The 16741-nt window shown below is 71.5% G+C and carries 14 protein-coding genes; 7 read left to right on the top strand and 7 right to left on the bottom strand.

Annotated features, from left to right (window positions below; all coding sequences use genetic code 11):
• The first annotated feature begins 12 nt into the window (after positions 1-12).
• Both TEK04_RS20490 and TEK04_RS20485 read left to right on the top strand, forming a co-directional pair.
• On the top strand, positions 13-867 hold the full coding sequence (locus TEK04_RS20490; protein ID WP_336406225.1) for a DUF4397 domain-containing protein: 855 nt from the start codon (positions 13-15) through the stop codon (positions 865-867).
• Positions 868-879: 12 nt separating this feature from the next.
• Positions 880-1506 (top strand): class F sortase, encoded by a 627-nt coding sequence (locus TEK04_RS20485; protein ID WP_336406224.1) that lies wholly within the window; start codon positions 880-882, stop codon positions 1504-1506.
• A 16-nt stretch (positions 1507-1522) separates the two neighbouring features.
• On the opposite strand, the gene TEK04_RS20480 is transcribed toward TEK04_RS20485, so the two are convergent.
• The 5 genes from TEK04_RS20480 to TEK04_RS20460 all read right to left on the bottom strand — a co-directional run bounded on the left by TEK04_RS20480 (position 1523) and on the right by TEK04_RS20460 (position 5388).
• Positions 1523-1822: an Rv1322 family protein gene (locus TEK04_RS20480; protein ID WP_336406223.1), complete on the bottom strand. Its 300-nt coding sequence runs from the start codon at positions 1820-1822 to the stop codon at positions 1523-1525.
• A gap of 13 nt (positions 1823-1835) precedes the next feature.
• Positions 1836-3617 carry a 3-hydroxyacyl-CoA dehydrogenase family protein gene (locus tag TEK04_RS20475; protein WP_336406222.1) on the bottom strand — a complete coding sequence of 594 codons (1782 nt, stop codon included), beginning with the start codon at positions 3615-3617 and terminating at the stop codon, positions 1836-1838.
• A 103-nt stretch (positions 3618-3720) separates the two neighbouring features.
• Positions 3721-3975 carry a hypothetical protein gene (locus TEK04_RS20470; protein WP_336406221.1) on the bottom strand — a complete coding sequence of 85 codons (255 nt, stop codon included), beginning with the start codon at positions 3973-3975 and terminating at the stop codon, positions 3721-3723.
• A 255-nt stretch (positions 3976-4230) separates the two neighbouring features.
• Positions 4231-4902 (bottom strand): endonuclease NucS, encoded by a 672-nt coding sequence (gene nucS / locus TEK04_RS20465; protein ID WP_336406220.1) that lies wholly within the window; start codon positions 4900-4902, stop codon positions 4231-4233.
• 90 nt (positions 4903-4992) lie between these two features.
• Positions 4993-5388, bottom strand: a complete 396-nt coding sequence (locus TEK04_RS20460; RefSeq protein WP_336406219.1) for a helix-turn-helix domain-containing protein — start codon at positions 5386-5388, stop codon at positions 4993-4995.
• Between TEK04_RS20460 and TEK04_RS20455 the strand changes: the two genes are divergently transcribed.
• The 5 genes from TEK04_RS20455 to TEK04_RS20435 all read left to right on the top strand — a co-directional run bounded on the left by TEK04_RS20455 (position 5387) and on the right by TEK04_RS20435 (position 14882).
• Entirely contained in the window at positions 5387-8512 is a 3126-nt protein-coding gene (locus TEK04_RS20455) for a BPTD_3080 family restriction endonuclease (protein ID WP_336406218.1), read from the top strand. The two genes, TEK04_RS20460 and TEK04_RS20455, sit on opposite strands and share 2 nt — an antisense overlap.
• Positions 8502-11171, top strand: a complete 2670-nt coding sequence (locus TEK04_RS20450) for a site-specific DNA-methyltransferase (protein ID WP_336406217.1) — start codon at positions 8502-8504, stop codon at positions 11169-11171. The genes TEK04_RS20455 and TEK04_RS20450 overlap by 11 nt, the downstream gene beginning before the upstream one ends.
• 114 nt (positions 11172-11285) lie before the next feature.
• On the top strand, positions 11286-12578 hold the full coding sequence (locus TEK04_RS20445) for a Fic family protein (protein WP_336406216.1): 1293 nt from the start codon (positions 11286-11288) through the stop codon (positions 12576-12578).
• Positions 12579-12615: 37 nt separating this feature from the next.
• A complete protein-coding gene (locus TEK04_RS20440) occupies positions 12616-13368 on the top strand; it encodes a hypothetical protein (protein ID WP_336406215.1) in 753 nt (250 codons plus the stop codon).
• Complete coding sequence (locus tag TEK04_RS20435; RefSeq protein ID WP_336406214.1) at positions 13365-14882, top strand: hypothetical protein; 1518 nt, start codon at positions 13365-13367, stop codon at positions 14880-14882. The genes TEK04_RS20440 and TEK04_RS20435 overlap by 4 nt, the downstream gene beginning before the upstream one ends.
• A gap of 10 nt (positions 14883-14892) precedes the next feature.
• On the opposite strand, the gene TEK04_RS20430 is transcribed toward TEK04_RS20435, so the two are convergent.
• Positions 14893-16059, bottom strand: coding sequence for a DUF3322 domain-containing protein (locus tag TEK04_RS20430; RefSeq protein WP_336406213.1), 1167 nt, complete (start codon positions 16057-16059; stop codon positions 14893-14895).
• Positions 16059-16640 carry an SbcC/MukB-like Walker B domain-containing protein gene (locus TEK04_RS20425; protein WP_336406212.1) on the bottom strand — a complete coding sequence of 194 codons (582 nt, stop codon included), beginning with the start codon at positions 16638-16640 and terminating at the stop codon, positions 16059-16061. Before TEK04_RS20425 ends, TEK04_RS20430 begins: the two co-directional genes overlap by 1 nt.
• Positions 16641-16741: the final 101 nt, after the last annotated feature.

Raw genomic sequence — 16741 nt, 5'->3', positions numbered from 1 at the left:
GGAGGCCCAGGCGTGACTCCCCGGCGCACCGTCCCGCTGCTGCTGCTCACCGCCCTCGCGCTCCTGGTCGGTGGCCTGTCGGCCGCGCCGGCCGGCGCCGCCGACGCGGGCATGCTGCGGCTGGCCCACCTGAGCCCCGACACCCCGTCGGTCGACGTCTACGTCGACTCGGTGTCCTCCCCCGACACCGGCATCGTGCTGACCGGGGTCGGCTACGGCACCGTCTCGGACTACCAGTCGGTCCCGGCCGGCACCTACACGGTCTCCATGCGCGCGGCCGGCGCGGCGGCGACCTCGGCACCGGTGCTGTCCACCACCGTCACCGTGGCACCGGGCACGGCCTTCACCGTCGCCGGGGTGGGCACCTTCGCGCAGCTGGGGCTCACCGTCCTCGACGACGACCTGTCCGCCCCGCCGGCCGGGGACGCCCGCGCCCGCGTCGTCAACGCCTCCCAGACCCTGTCGCCGGCCACCGTCGCCATCGCCGGCGGCTCGTCCCTCTCCGACGGCCTGGCCTTCCCCGACCTCACCGACTACGTCGCGGTCCCGGGCGGCACCACCACGCTGCAGGTCAGCGGCGCCGAGGGCGACCCCACCGACCTCCCGGTCGACCTGGCTGACGGTTCGTCGTACACGGTGCTGCTGCTCGACGGCGACTCCGGGGTGCGCGTGGAGACCGTCCTGGACGCCGCAAGCCCCGGGGTGGTGCCCACCGGCGGCGTCGAGGCCGGCGGTGGTGGTGCCGCGGGCACCTCCCCGCTCCCCTACGCCCTGGGTGGGGTGGCGCTGCTCGCGCTCGCCGGTGCCGGGCTGGCCTCGGGCCGGCGGCTGCCCCGCCGCGGCTCGACGCCCCGCCACGCCGCCTGACCTCTCCTGCTCGTGGCGCAGCACCGGCACCGGCGACGTCGGCCGTCCCTGACGCTGCTGCGGTGGTCCCTGGCGCTGGTCGCGGTCGTGGCCGGTGTGGTCGCCGTGCTGGCCGAGCCGCGCACGGTCGCCCCCGCCGCGGCCGACGCCCCACCGGCGCCGGTGGTCGAGGCCGCGGGCACCGCTGCGGCCGGGGGGCCGGCCCCGGTGTCGGTCGCCGTCCCCGCGGTGGGGTTGACCAGCAGCCTGGTGCCGATCGGCGTCGACCCGGCCGGGGCCCTGGTGCCGCCGGCCGACTACGACCAGGCCGGCTGGTTCGGGGCGGGGGTGACCCCCGGTGAGGTGGGTCCGGCGGTGCTGGCCGGGCACGTGGACTCCCGGTCGGGCCCGGCCGTCTTCTTCCGCCTGGAGGAGGTGGCGGTGGGCGACGACGTACTGGTCGGCCGGGCCGACGGCAGCACGCTGACCTTCCGGGCGACCCGGGTCGCGGAGTACCCCAAGACCGCCTTCGGCACCGCGGAGGTGTACGGGCCCACGGTCGACCCGCAGCTGCGGCTCATCACGTGCGGCGGTGAGTTCGACCGTTCGCGGCGCAGCTACACCGACAACGTCGTGGTGTTCGCGACGCTGGTGACCTGAGCGGACGTGCCGCCGCTCACCTCCGGCGTGCGCGCGCCCGCCAGCAGGCGGTGTGCCAGTGCCGGCGCAGGTCCAGCGAGGAGTCGGTGTCCCAGGGGTCGAGGTCGGAGTCCCGGGCGTAGACCGGCCAGGTGACCACGTGCGGGGTGCCCGGCCGGATTTCCTGGTCGCAGCCCGGGCAGCGGTAGCTGCGGGTGCTGGCGGCCCCGGTCACCGGGCGGACCACCCAGTCCCCGTCGTCGGCGGTCTCGACGGGCGGGGTGCGGGACAGCGGCGGGCGCGCACCTGCGTGCGGCCGCCGCCGTCCCCTGCCCATGTCGGCCCCGAGGTTACCGGCGGGCGTGCTCCCGGAACCCGCGACCGGTCTTGCGCCCGAGGTACCCCGCGGTGACCAGGTGCTCGAGCAACGGGGCGGGCGCGAAGCCCGGCTCGCGGAACTCGGTGTACAGCTCGCGCTCGATGGCCAGCGAGACGTCGAGGCCGACCGTGTCCAGCAGCTCGAAGGGGCCCATCGGGTACCCGCAGCCGACCTTCATGGCCGCGTCGATGTCGTCGGCCGTGGCGTAGTGCGCCTGCAGCATGCGCACCGCGTCGTTGAGGTAGGGGAACAGCAGCGCGTTGACGATGAAGCCCGAACGGTCGGTGCAGGACACCGCGTGCTTGCCCAGCTGGGCGCAGACGGCGTGCGCGGTGGCGGCGACGTCGTCCTCGGTGGCGACCGTGGAGACGACCTCGACCAGCTTCATCACCGTGGCGGGGTTGAAGAAGTGCAGGCCGACCACGTCCCCGGGCCGACCGCTGGCCTTCGCGCACTCGATGACCGGCAGGGACGACGTCGTGGTGGCCAGCACCGCGCCGGGCTTGCAGATGCGGCCCAGCTCGGCGAACAGCTCCTGCTTGACCGGCAACGACTCGACGACCGCCTCGACCACCAGGTCGACGTCGGCCAGGTCGGCCCGGGCGGTGGTGCCGGTGAGCCGGGCGAGGACCGCGGCCTTGCCCTCCTCGTCGAGCTTGCCCCGGGTGACCTGCTTGTCCAGGCTCTTCGTGATCGCGGCGACCACGCCCTCGACCTTCTCGGGGCTGCGGGCCACGAAGACGGTCTCGTAGCCGCCCTTGGCGAAGACCTCGATCATGCCGGTGGCCATGGTCCCCGATCCGACGAGACCGACCGTGCGCACCGGGCGGGCGCCCTCGGCGGCGCCCCCGGGCGTGGGGGTCTGCGCGTCGGCGACCACCTCGGCGGAGTCGCGGCCGGCGTAGGTGTAGAAGCCCCGGCCGGTCTTGCGGCCCAGCAGCCCGGCGGTCATCAGCTGCTTGATGATCGGGCTCGGGGCGTGCAGCCGGTCGCGCGACTGCTTGTACATCGTGTCGAGGATCTCGTAGGCGGTGTCGATGCCGATGAGGTCCATCAGCGCCAGCGGACCCATCGGCAGGCCGCAGCCCAGCCGCATGGCCGCGTCGATGTCCTCGCGGCTGGCGTACCTGGCCTCGTACATCGAGACGGCGTGGTTGAGGTAGCCGAACAGCAGCGCGTTGGCGATGAACCCGGCCTTGTCGCCCACGGTCACGTCGGTCTTGCCCAGCCGCTCGGCCAGCGCCTCGACGTCGGCGATCACCGACGGCTCGGTGACCACGGTGCTGATGACCTCGACCAGCTTCATCACCGGGGCCGGGTTGAAGAAGTGCATGCCGATGACCTTGCTGGGCCGCCCGGTGGCGACGCTGAGCTCGGTGACCGACAGGCTCGAGGTGTTGGTCGCCAGGATCGTGTCCGGCGGGCAGATCTTGTCCAGCGCGGCGAAGACCTCGGTCTTGAGCTCCATGCGCTCGGGGATGGCCTCGACCACCAGCTCGGCCTCGGCGAGGTCGTCGAGCGAGGTCGTCCAGCGGATGCGCGCCAGGACGGCGTCGCGGTCGGCGGCGTCGAGCTTGCCGCGCTGCACGGCCTTGTCGGTGGACTGCTCCAGGTGCGCCCGGCCGCGGTCCAGGGCCTCGGCGGAGACCTCCACGGCCGTCACGTCCAGGCCCGCCCGGGCGAGCACCTCGGTGATGCCCGCGCCCATCGTGCCCAGGCCGACGACCCCGACCTGGCTGAGTTCTCTGGCCACGCTGCCACTCCCTCGTCCCGGCGCGACCTCGTCGTCGCACCCTGGTCCGCCGAGTCTGCCAGAGCCGGTTACCCGCGGGTAACCGTCCTGGACGTGAAGGCGGTCACCCGCCCCGGTGCTGCTCGGCAGCGGCGGTGATCCACCCCGCCAGCGTCTCGGACGGCACCCCGACGAACACCGACGGCGTCCAGGAGCCGCCCCCGGACCGGTGCGGCCGCGCCCGGGCGAGCCGGCGCCGCCAGGCCGGTACCTGCCCGGCGAGCTCCTGCCAGCCGGCCGGGTCGAGCTCGACCTGCACCCCCGGGGTGCCCCGGAACACCAGCCGGGCACGGGCGCCGACCACGCCGGCCCAGGACACCCGGACACCCGGACACCTGCATGCCCGCCGGGTCCAGCTGGAGCACCGGGCCGTGGGTGACCAACCGGAGGACGGCGAGCGGGACCAGCCAGCCCAGGGTCACGAACAGCCCCAGCGCCCCGACCAGCCAGCTCCCCTGCACGAGCGCGCCGCCGCTCACCGCCGCGAGGACCAGCCCGACCGCCAGCTGGGCCCACTGGTGGGCGGCCCGCCCGCGCACCACGAGGACGTCGGGGGGTCGCGGGTGCATCCCGGTCAGAACAGCCGCTGGGTGGGGTCGTCGGTGCCCTTGAGGACGGCGTAGTCGACGGTCACGCAGTCGATGCCCCGGTCGCGGGCCAGCACCCGCGCCTGGGGCTTGATCTCCTGCGCGGCGAAGACGCCCTTGACCGGGGCCAGCAGCGGGTCACGGTTGAGCAGCTCGAGGTAGCGGGTCAGCTGCTCGACGCCGTCGATCTCCCCGCGGCGCTTGACCTCCACGGCCACCGTCGTCCCCCGGTCGTCGCGGCAGAGCAGGTCGACCGGGCCGATCGCGGTGGGGTACTCGCGGCGCACCAGTTGCCAGCCGGCGCCGAAGGTCTCCACGTGCAGCGCCAGCAACCGCTGCAGCTCGGCCTCGACGCCGTCCTTCTGCAGACCGGGGTCGACCCCCAGGTCGTGGCGTACGTCGTGGTGCACCTCGTCGATGGTGATGACCAGGTGCTCACCGGCCTTGTTGGTGACCGTCCAGGTGCCCGAACCGTCGACCAGCTGGTCCTTCAGGTTGCACGGCGGGGTCATCCAGTTGAGCGGCTTGTAGGCCCTGTCGTCGGCGTGCACCGACACCGACCCGTCGGCCTTCACCAGCAGCAGCCGGGTCGCGGTGGGCAGGTGGGCGGTGAGCCGCCCGACGTAGTCGACGGAGCACGTCGCGATGACCAGGCGCACGAGGATCGAACCTACCGTTCGGGTCGAGGGAGCCTGCCTGCACAGTCCTGAACGTCTCCGCGGAGATGCTGAGGGACTCGTCTGCGGAGATCAGGGGCTGCGCAAGCGGCGGTGCTGCTCGCGGGTGAGCGCGGGCGGGTTGTCGAGCCCTGCGAGCAGGTCCACCACGGAGACGTCTAGCGCTGAAGCGAGCGCCCACAGCGTGTCCAGCGTCGGGTTGGCCGTCCGGGTGTCGGCCCGCACCGACGACTGCTTGCCCTGCTCCATCGCTTCCAGGTTGGTGTCCGACATCCCGCACAGGCTGGCCAGCTTTTGCTGGCTCAGTCCGCGTCGGACCCGCAGCTCACCGATCCGGTGCCCGAGCGCCTGCATGTACGGCCGCCACTCCTCCTCCGGATGCTTCCGGCGCTGAGACGGCACCCGTCGAGCCTTCGCGAGCAGCAGGTCCCGCCTGTCCAGATGTATCTGGGTAAATTTGCGAGCCATGACGACCGACGGGGCGGGTCCGGGGTCGGACGACGTCCCGCTGAGCCCGATCCTCAACGGCCCCTACGACGTGCCGACCCGGTACTACGAGATGGGTCCGCACGGTCGGACCGACCGGGTGCTGGACGGACGTCGTCCGAGCGCTTCCTTCGTGCCGATCGCCGCCTCGCGCAAGGGCACGAAGCTGGCCGGTGGTGCCGTGCAGACAGCACTGGACTTCGACCCCACCGGTGAGCGCCGCGAGGCCAACGAGCTGGTCAACCTGATCCGGCAGGACGTCGCCACCTGGCGGCACCGGGACTACGAGCGGGCCACGCCGGTCAGCCGCAAGCTCCTCCAGCACTGGGCCGACCCCCTGCGGGAGAACCGGGTCCTGTTCGCCCAGCGGGAGGCAGCCGAGACGGCGATCTTCCTCGCGGAGGTGTCGGGCCGACACGGATACCGCGACTGGCGCCCGAGCCTCGACGACGCGAACGCCGAGCACAACGCCGGCCTGCCGAGGGTGGCCCTCAAGATGGCGACCGGCAGCGGCAAGACCGTCGTCATGGCGATGCTCATCGCTTGGCAGACGATCAACAAGGCCCTCACCCCACGGGACCCGCGCTTCGCCAAGCGGTTCCTCGTCGTCGCACCGGGCGTGACCATCCGCGACCGGCTGCAGGTGCTGCGTCCGGGCGCCGAGGACAACTACTACGACCTCCGGGATCTGGTCCCACCCGACCTGCGGACGGCGCTCGGCCAGGCGCAGATCGCGATCACGAACTACCACTCCTTCCTCAGGCGCGAGGCCAAGGAGGTGAAGGGCGTCGCTGCCACCACGAAGAAGGTCCTGCGGGCAGGCCAGGGCTCCGACCCGTTCGTCGAGTCCGACGACGCGATGGTCGCCCGCGTGCTGCGCGACCTCGGTGGACGTGGCAAGCCCGGCTCCCGGGCCGAGCAGATCGTGGTGTTCAACGACGAGGCCCACCACTGCTACCGGGACCGCCCGATCGAGGCCACCGACACGATAGGCAGCACAGCGGCCAAGGAACTGAAGGAGGACCTGGAGACCGCTCGGGTCTGGTTCAAGGGATTGCAGGCCGTGCAGGCCAAGGTCGGCATCAAGACGGTGTTCGACCTGTCCGCGACGCCCTACTTCCTCGCCGGCTCCGGGTACAGCGAGGGCTACCTCTTCCGCTGGGTGGTCAGCGACTTCTCGCTGATGGATGCCATCGAGTCCGGCATCGTCAAGATCCCGCGCACGCCCGTGGACGACGACTCCACCAGCGACCAGGTCACCTACCTCCACCTGTGGCCGCACGTGGAGAGGGAGCTCCCCAAGCGGAAGGCACCGGGCAACGTCCTCGCGGGCGGGTGGGACCCGCCCGAGGTGCTGCAGGGCGCGCTCGAGAGCCTGTACCGCAGCTACGAGCGGACCTTCGAGCAGTGGCGCACCGTGATGGTGCCGCACGGCGAACCGCCACCTGTCTTCATCGTGGTCTGCCCCAACACCGTGGTGTCCAAGTTGGTGCACGACTGGATCGCCGGGTACGAGACGCCGGACGGCGCACGGGTGCCGGGTCACCTCGCGAAGTTCGCGAACGTCGCGGACGGCGCCGTGCAGGCCAGGCCCCGCACCATTCTCGTCGACTCGGCGCAGCTGGAGTCCGGCGAAGCGATGAAGGCCGACTTCAAGGCCGTCGCAGCCGCCGAGATCGAGGCGTTCAAGAAGCAATGGCGGTTGGACCACGGTGGCGCCGACGCCGAGCCCACCGACGAAGAACTGCTGCGCGAGGTGCTGAACACCGTCGGCAAGAAGGGCAAGCTCGGCGAGGACGTCCGCTGCGTCGTCAGCGTGCAGATGCTCACCGAGGGCTGGGACGCGAACACCGTCTCCCACGTGCTCGGCGTCCGGGCGTTCGGTAGCCAGCTCCTCTGCGAGCAGGTCGTGGGCCGCGGTCTCCGCCGACGTTCCTACGCCCTGGACGACGACGGTCGCTTCGCGCCCGAGTACGCCAACGTCTACGGCATCCCCTTCGAGTTCATCCCGGGCGACAAGCCGCTGGCCGACCCGGTCCCCCGCCCGCCGGCTCAGCTCGTCGAGTCCGTGCCGGGACGTGCACACCTGCGCATCGAGTTCCCCCTGCTCGAGGGGTACCGGATCGAGCTGCCCGACGAGCAGCTGCACTTCGACCCGGCGGTCACCGAGCGGTACGGCGTGGGCCCCGGGACGGTGCCGACGACCACGACGGTGACCGGGGTCGTCGGCGACGAGGAGGAGATCCGGGCAGCTGACCCGGCTGGCGTGCGTACCCAGCAGGTGGCCTACGCCCTCGCTGCCCGGCTGCTGCGCGGGCAGTTCCGGACGGACGCCGAGGACGTGCGCCCCTGGCTGTTCCCCCGCCTGGTCGCCATCGCGTCCGAGTGGCTGAGGCACTGCGTCGACCTGGCACCCGGCTACACGGTCGGCCACGTCACCGCCTACGCGGAGGCGGAGGCGGAGGCGGCCGGGGCGCTGTACCAGGCCATCTCCCGGCTGGCGGACGATCGTCCCGAGCGCCTGCGCCCTTTGCTACGCCGCTTCGGCCCGACCGGCTCGACGGCCGACGTGCTCTTCCAGACCCGCAAGGCCGCGATCGCGGCCGACAAGTCCGAGGTCAGCCACATCACCCTCGACGGGCAGGGTGGCAACACCTGGGAGCAGATCCTCGCGCTCGAGTGCGAGCTGAACGACGACGTCCTGTCCTACGTGAAGAACGAGCAGCTCGGCTTCGCCATCCCCTACGTGTACGCAGGCCGTACGCACGACTACTGGCCCGACTTCCTCGTCCGGCTCAAGCACCGGGACGGCGACGTCGTGCGCACGTTGGTCGTGGAGGTGTCCGGCGGGCAGAAGCAGAAGTCGAGCCCCGGCCCGACGAAGGAGAAGGCGGACACCGCCCGCAACCTGTGGTGCCCGGCCGTCAACAACCACGGAGGGTTCGGGCGGTGGGGGTACATCGAGGTCACCTCGATGCTCGACGTCCGCGACCGGCTCCGCGATGCCGTCGCCGCGCTGTACGCCGACGGCCCGCTCATCGGTGACCCCGACGTGCTCGACCTCCCCGACCCGCGATTGATGAGCGAGGTGCGCCGTGGCGCGTGATCCCGGCGGGCCGGTCCCGGTCGAGTCCATCGAGCACCGCGACACCCGGGTCAACATCCCGACCGCGGCCAACGCCGAGGACTTCTCGACGCCCGAGCTGGAGGCTCCCCGCACCGTGACCTTCGACCGCGACCCCAGCCTCGACCCTCAACTGATCTGGCGGGGCAAGTACGCGGGCGACGACGTCCCCGACAGCGACGACCTGGTGGTCGACGCCCCGCCGATCCACATCCAGGAGAAGATCGACCCGAGGGTGCTGATCGAGAACCTGAGACGCACGGCGGAACGCCCCGAGGACGAGCCGGAGCTGTCGCTGTTCGACACCTTCGACGAGCTCGACGACCTCGAGCGCATCGACTTCTACCAGCACACCGACCGGTGGAAGAACCGCATGGTCCTGGGCGACTCGCTGCAGGTGATGGCCTCGCTGGCCGACCGCGAGGACCTCCGCGGCAGGGTCCAGATGATCTACCTCGACCCGCCGTACGGCATCAAGTTCGGGTCGAACTTCCAGGCGTCGGCCCGCAAGCGCGACGTCAAGGACGGCAAGCTCGAGGACGTCGCCCGCGAGGCCGAGCAGATCAAGGCCTTCCGGGACACGTGGAAGCTGGGCATCCACTCCTACCTGAGCTACCTGCGCGACCGGCTGCTCGTGGCGCGCGAGCTGCTGACCGACAGCGGCAGCTGCTTCGTCCAGATCGGCGACGAGAACGTCCACCTCGTCCGCAGCCTCATGGACGAGGTCTTCGGCGCGGACCACTTCATCTCGCTCATCACCTTCGCCACCACAGCAGGTGCCACGAACGAGTTCCTGCCGTCGGTGTCCAACTTCATCCTTTGGTACGCGAAAGACCGGTCGCGTACCAAGTTCCGGCAGCTGTATGTCGACAAGGCGGTAGGTGGACCGGGCGCCTCGAAGTACACATCAATCGATGCGTCAGGACGCCCATTTCGGCTGGACAATCTGACCAGTCAGAGCCAGGGCCGAGCGAAGGGCGAAGGTGCCGCCTCGTGGTTCCCCGTGAACATCGACGGCCGCGAGTTCCGCCCGACCTTGCAGAGCAGGTGGAAGACCAACGAACTGGGGATGAGCCGCCTGGTCTTGGCCGAACGCATCGCGGCAAGCCGGTCAACCTTGTCCTACGTCCGGTACCTCGATGACTTCCCCGCCTACTCGGTCAGCAACACGTGGACGGACATCGGAGGCGTGCAGAGCAGGGCCGACCCGAAGATCTACGTCGTCCAGACGGCCAGCCGCACCGTCGAGCGGTGCATGCTGATGTGCACCGACCCGGGTGACCTCGTACTCGACCCGACCTGCGGATCCGGAACCACGGCGGTCGTCGCCGAGCAGTGGGGGCGGCGGTGGATCACCATCGACACCTCCCGTGTCGCGCTGACACTGGCCCGCCAGCGGCTGATGGGTGCCCGGTACCCGTACTACCTGCTGGCCGACTCCACGGCCGGCCGGGTCAAGGAGGAGCAGCTCAGCGGGAAGAAGCTCCCGGCCGCGCAGGTCGGCGACGACATCCGCCACGGCTTCGTCTACGAGCGCGTCCAGCACATCACGCTGAAGTCGATCGCCAACAACCCCGACATTCGCGAGGGCATGTCCCGCGCCGAGATCGACGAGGTCATCCGCCGGCACGCCGACTTCGAAACCCTCTACGACAAGCCCTACGAGGACAAGAAGACCGTCCGGGTCACCGGCCCGTTCACCGTCGAGAGCCTCTCCCCGCACCGCTCGCTGGCCTACGCGGGCGGCCCGGACGAGTCCCTGGCGGAGAAGCGGGCCGCGCTCGACCCGTCGTCGCCGGACTTCGAGCGCACCATCCTCGACAACCTCGTCAAGGCCGGCATCCAGAACGGCCGGCGGGCCGAGCGCATCGACCTCACCGGGGTCGAGCCGTTCGCCGGCCAGTACGTCCAGGCCGTCGGCGAACGGGCCGCAGACGCAGCTGAGCCCGACGCTGCACCGGTCCGGGTGGCCATCGCCCTCGGCCCGCAGTACGGCACGGTCTCGGGGAAGTTCATCAAGGAGGCCGCTCGCGAGGCCATCAAGGCCAAGGACGTCGACCTGCTCTGCGTGCTCGGCTTCGCCTTCGACGCGGCCGCCACCGACGTGACCGCTGAGGGCGGCGTCACGGTCGAGGCCAGCGCCGAGGGCTTCGCCAACGTCACCGGCGAACGCACGCTGGGCCGCATGCGGGTGCTGCTGGTCCGCATGAACGTCGACCTGCTCATGGGTGAGGAACTCGCCAAGACCGGCGCCGGCAACCTGTTCACGGTCTTCGGCGAGCCGGACATCGACGTCCGTCGGACCGAGGACGACCAGGTCGTCGTCGAGCTGCGCGGAGTCGACGTCTTCGACCCCACGACCGGTGAGATCCGCAGCGCCGGCACCGGCCAGATCGCGCTCTGGATGATCGACACCGACTACGACTCGGAGTCGTTCTTCGTCCGGCACTGCTACTTCACCGGCGGCGGGGACCCGCTGAAGAAGCTCAAGGTCGCCCTGAAGGCCGAGGTCGACGCCGACGCCTGGGGCTCCCTCTACGGCGTCACCTCCCGCCCGTTCGCCCCGCCGTCGACGGGGAAGATCGCCGTTAAGGTCATCAACGACTACGGCGACGAGGTCATGAAGGTCATGGACGTCTGACGCCGGCGCCACCCGCCGTCCACGGCTCGCGGTTTTCCTTGTCTCGCCGCCCGTCGCAGGCAAGGATAACGCCCAAGGTTGGGCGCACAGTCGCTGCAGACAAGGAAACGACCCATGGCCGGATGGCGTGACGAGCACTGGCCGGCGTCCGACCTGACCATGATCCCGCAGCGTGAGCGCCGGAGCGGCCACTACCGCGCCTACGTCCCCGATCCCCTCGGCGGCCGTCCGCTCCGCGTGGACCCTGCCCTGGCCGATCTCGCGTCGGATGCGGAGAAGGCTGTCCGATCGGTGGCCACCGAGCCGGGCGCCACCGGGCTCGAAGGCCTGTCACGCTTCCTCCTGCGGTCCGAGGCCATCGCCAGCTCCCTCATCGAGGGGGTGGCGCCTGGGGCTCAACAGGTCGCCCTCGCCGAGCTCGCACAGGTCGAGGACCTGCACGGGTTCAGTGAGCAAGCCCGCCTGGTGGCCAACAACATCACGGTCCTCGGGGATGCCGCCGGTCGCCTCGCCCACGCCGAGCACGTCACCCTCCCCGACATCGACGCCCTGCACCGCGCGCTGCTCCCCGACGAGAAGCACCACGGCATCCGGCGTGTGCAGAACTGGATCGGCCGATCCAGCTACCACCCGCTGGACGCGGCCTTCGTCCCGCCGCCGCCCGACCTGGCGCCGCCGATGATCGACGACCTGGTGCAGTACATGAACGGCTCGATCCACGCGCCGCTGATCCAGGCGGCGCTGGTGCACGCGCAGTTCGAGACCATCCACCCCTTCACCGACGGCAACGGACGAGTCGGCCGAGCGCTGATCCACACCGTGCTCACCCGCCGAGGGCTGACGTCGGAATCCGTGCTGCCCATCAGCCTGGTACTCGCCACCCTGTCCGACCACTACATCGGAGGACTCACCAGCTACCGCTACGACGGTCCGGCGGACACAGACGCCGCCCACCGGGGTGTGGACGGTTGGCTCCGGGTCTTCCTCGAGGCGTCCATCGTGGCGGCCGAACAGGCACGACTGGTCTCCACCGACGTGCTGCAGCTGACGTACGAATGGGATGCCCGGGTGCGCTCCTCCCGGTCGGACCGAGGGCTGCGCGGCGCTCCCCGGGCCGACTCGGTCTCCGCCCGACTCCTGGCCCGGTTGCCGGAAGCGCCCGTGGTGACGCTGTCGACCGTGCAGCGCATCCTCGACGTCTCGGACGTCGCCGCACGCGCGGGCCTCGACGAGCTGACCGCAGCCGGCGTGCTGACGAGGAAGAAGCTCGGCGCGAACATCGTGGGCTTCGTGGCGAAGGAGGTCTTCGACGTGCTGGGCCATGCCGAGCGACAGCTGGCCAGCACCCAGTTCGACACCCGGGCGATCCCGCCGAGCCGGCCCGTACCCGCACGCCGCGACAGCTGACGGGGTCGACGCTGCCGCCCTGGATACGGTGGTAGCCGTGGACCAACCGGACGACACGCAGGTGCAGGCGGTGGCCGCGACGCTCGACGCGATCCCGCGGGCCGCTGAGCTGAGCCGCCGGCTGGCCAACCTGCCGATGGGCCGCTCCCTCGCAGCCGCCCTCGCGACCCCGGTGACCGAACCCGCCGACGAGGAGATCATCGAGGCCACCTGGGCGTTCCAGTGGTTCCTCGACCGCGCCGCCGACGGCGGCCTGCCGCTCACCTCCGCCGGTTACCTGCGCCCGGACGACGTGCTGGGTGCTGCTGCCGTCGTCCCCGCCGCGGCCGGGTGGATCGGCGCGAAGAACCGGGAGATCCAGACGGTACCCGTCCTGGTCTTCCGGGAATGCCTGCAGCACCTCGAACTGCTGCGCAGGCACAAGGGGTCTCTCCTGCCCACCACCAGGGGCACCGGGGCGCGTGTGCATCCACGTCAGCTCTGGGCGGTGCTGCGGGAGTCCCTCGTTCCTGCCGACGGCTTCGTCCGGGACGCCTCGGTGCTCGTGCTGGCCCTGGCGGCCGATCCCCGTCAACCCGGGTCGAGCTTCGACGACGTCGCCGCCTGCCTGGACGAACTCGGCTACCGGCATGGTGACGGCAGCCCGGTCGGCCACCGCGAGCTGATCGAGCTCGACGTGACCACCGTGCTGGACAACCTCGGCCGGCCCGCGCGCCGAACGCGCGGCCAGTGGCATCCGTCTGCCGCAGCCCTGGCCCGGGCCGCCCTGAGCATGAGGAGCACCCCGTGAAGCGTCGTCGGGCCCGCGTCGAGAAGTCCCCCGCCACCGTGCTGCTGGGGCTGCGCGGCGAATTCCTGCAGCACCTGCGTCAGGTGGCCCCCGGCCTCGCCGCGAAGGAGACGCTGACCCTCGCTGTCGATGCCGTGCGGCAGGCCGAGCGCGCCGGTCTCACCGACCTGGGCGGGTGGCAGGCCGAGCACGTGCGAGCCGTCGCGGACACCTGGCCCGACGACGACCACCTGCCCCGGTCGGTCGTGGCCCTGCTGATCGGCTTCCTGGAGGCGACCGGCCGCTGGCACGGTGAGGTGGCCGCCCTGGACGAACTGGGCATGGGCCTGCGGCAGAACATGGCCGGGTTGCTGCGCCGTGCGGCGGCCGAGCACCACGACCCCGCCGCCGAAGCCGACGCAGTGCGGGCCTGCGACGTCGTCGCCCGGCAATCGGCCCTCCTGCGGTGGATGGGTCCGAACACCCGGCCGGTCACCGGCACCCGCGCGCTGCGCAAGGCCGACAGCCGCGCGGTCATCGAGCTGCTCGGCCTGCCCGAGCAGAAGTTCACCTCGATGTGGGACCACCCGGGTCTGGCCGACCTCTGGTCGACCGCCCGCCGGGCCGGGTTGGTCGTGGTGGACGGCGGCCGCGCCGGGGTCACGGCCACCGGCCTGGCCCTCGCCCACGGAGATGCCCAGCAGGCTCGCGCCCTGGTGGCGTTCGACCTGGCCCGCGGCCTGCTCGAGCCGGACGACGTCCCCGATGTCGGCCTCCCCATCGAGGCGGTGGCCGGCATCGCCTGGGACCTCGTGCAGGGCCGCGACGTCGAGGTCCCCGACGAGGTGCTCGACCTCGACCCGATGGACCTGCTCCTGCTGAACTCCTCGCTCGGTGCCCATCTCGTCGCCGACGCCGAGGAGGAGTCGCTCGGGGTCGCTCTCCTCCTCCGCGCGTTGACCGCTACCGAGGGCTTCGCCGTCGACCGGGGCCACCTTCGACTCATGCCCGGTCTGGAGTCGCTGGTGCTCGGCACCCTGGCCGACCTGATCGACGGTCACCCCCTCGCCGAGGGCGGCACGCTGCTGGGCGTCGCCCGAGCCCGGCAGGGTGTCGTCCGGGTCCGACCCGACGAGTTGGCCGGCAGCACGCTCCGGTTGCACACCGTCCTCGACGCGCACTCCCCCGAGGAGCACCTGGTGGAGGTGGCCGCCGACAGCACCCCCGCCGACCTGCACCGGGTGTTGCTCACCGCCTTCGACCTCCCGGACGCCCAGCACGAGTTCACCGGCTCCAGCCCCGTCGGGCAGGACCGCTGCTGGACCGACCACCGCGCCGACACCCACGGCATCGACGACACCTCGGTGACCGTGCTCGACCTGGTCAGCTGGGCCGGCCGGTTGGCGTACGAGCACGGCGCCCCGACCGGGTTCTTCGGCCACGGGGCGACCGCCGTCCACATCGAGGTCGACGGCGTCGTGCCCACCACCGGTCGCCTGCCCCTCGTCGACGGGCGCCCACCCTGGCCGCGCTGAGGAGCTCAGCTCACCAGGTCGACCGCGCCGCGCGTTCGACGATCCCGAACCGGATGCGTTCCTGCTCCAGGCGCACCCGGTCGCCGTACTCGCCGTGCACCAACGCCAGGTACGTGCCGGTCTCGGCCCGGGTCAGCAGCGGGAGGTGCTCGGTGACCGGGGTGGGCTCGGACCCCCAATGGTCGCGGTGGGCGAGCAGCGTCTCGTCGTCCATCAGCATGGAGCGGGCGCGGGGCACGAACCGGCGCAACCGGTCCAGAGCCCGGAAGCCGTGCGTGTCCAGGTCGCCCCAGTAGACGACGTCGTGCTCGGCGAGCCAGGGCAACGCGGCCAGGCGGGAGACCGCGTAGCCCCCGCCGTACAGCACGGCCGTGTCGGGCAGGCTCGGAAAAGCGAGGTAGCTGACCTCGTTCTCCACGACCACCACCCGACGATCGAGGAAGGGATGTGCGGCCAGGTCGGCCAACCGCACGCCCAGCTCCCGGTACGGCCCCTCGGCCGGGCGGAACCGGACCAGCTCCTGCTTGCCGCGCAGCCCGAAGCGACGCGGTAGGTTGCCGGCCGGCGCGGTCGGGTCGATGCGCTCGGCCGGCAGCACCCTGCCCAGCAGCGCCCCCAGCACCGAGGCGTGCGCCTCGACGAACTTGGTGTCCACCCCGGGCACGTCGATCTGGCGCAGGTACGTGTCGGATCCGCCGCGCTCGAGGACCCAGCGGACGACGGCCAACAACCTCGGCCACTGCTCGTGCAGACCCGCCGCCTCGTGCGGGCGGGCATGCACCCAACCCAGGACGGCGGGGCACTCGGCCAGCGCCGCGTCGACGACGGCGTCGAAGCGCCGCACGTCGTGGTGCACGCCGAGCACCGCCCACAGGTCGCTCTCGGTGTCGACCACCACGCGGCCGGGCAGCTGGTTGGCACCGATCAGTCGCCCGCCCACCGCGCGCGGCTCCACCCTGGCCGGCCCGACCCGAGCGCCGCTCCATTGCGTCACCCACTCCTGCACCTCGCCGAAGCGGTCGGCGACCTCCCGCACGGTCGGTCCACGAACGGGCACCCCGACCGGCGCAACCGGGCGCCCGGCGAGCCGAGCACGGAGCAGATCACCCCGCTGCCAGCGGGTCTGCAGCACTGCCCGGACATCGGCCCACGTCGCCCACCCGCTCCGCGCCGCCATCAGCTCGGCTTGGCCGCCAGGTGCGCGGCCCGACCGGCGCGGTACTCCTCGACGGTCATCGTGTGCATGCGTGACCCGGCGCCCGTGGGGTTGTCCACGAAACCGACCGCAGAGACGGCCGGCTCGATCGTGTGGATCTTCTGCAGCGGGGTGACCACCACGAGCTGCAGCCCCAACCTGCGGAAGAGCGCAAGGGCATAGCGGGTTGACTCGTCCGACCCGCGCCCGAAAGCCTCGTCGATCACCGCCATCTGGAACGACTTCGACGTGGCCGCAGCCCAGTCGAGCTTGAACTGGTAGGCCAGCGAGGCCGCCAGCACCGTGTAGGCGAGCTTCTCCTTCTGACCGCCGGACTTGCCACCCGAGTCGGTGTAGGTCTCGAAGGCCTCCCCGGTGTCCCGCCACCGTTCGACGGCACTGAACACCACCCAGTTGCGCACGTCGGTGACCCGCGCCGTCCAGACCTTGTCGGCGTCGGACGATCCCTCCCGGCCACGGAACCGCTCGACCAGCGCCCGCACCTGGTGGAACTTGGCCTCGGAGTAGGCGCCGTCGGGGACTGCTGCACGGATAGGTGACATCTGATCTGTGGTGCCGACAGGTGCCGCTGGAAGGATGCTCACCGTGCCCAAGCCCTACCCCAAGGAGTTCCGGGACGACGTCGTGAACGTCGCCCGCAACC

This window comes from Klenkia sesuvii (assembly GCF_037083825.1).
Classification (GTDB): Bacteria; Actinomycetota; Actinomycetes; order Mycobacteriales; family Geodermatophilaceae; genus Klenkia; species Klenkia sesuvii.
Note: the sequence above shows the minus strand (reverse complement) of the source record. Positions and strands in the feature narration are given on the sequence as shown.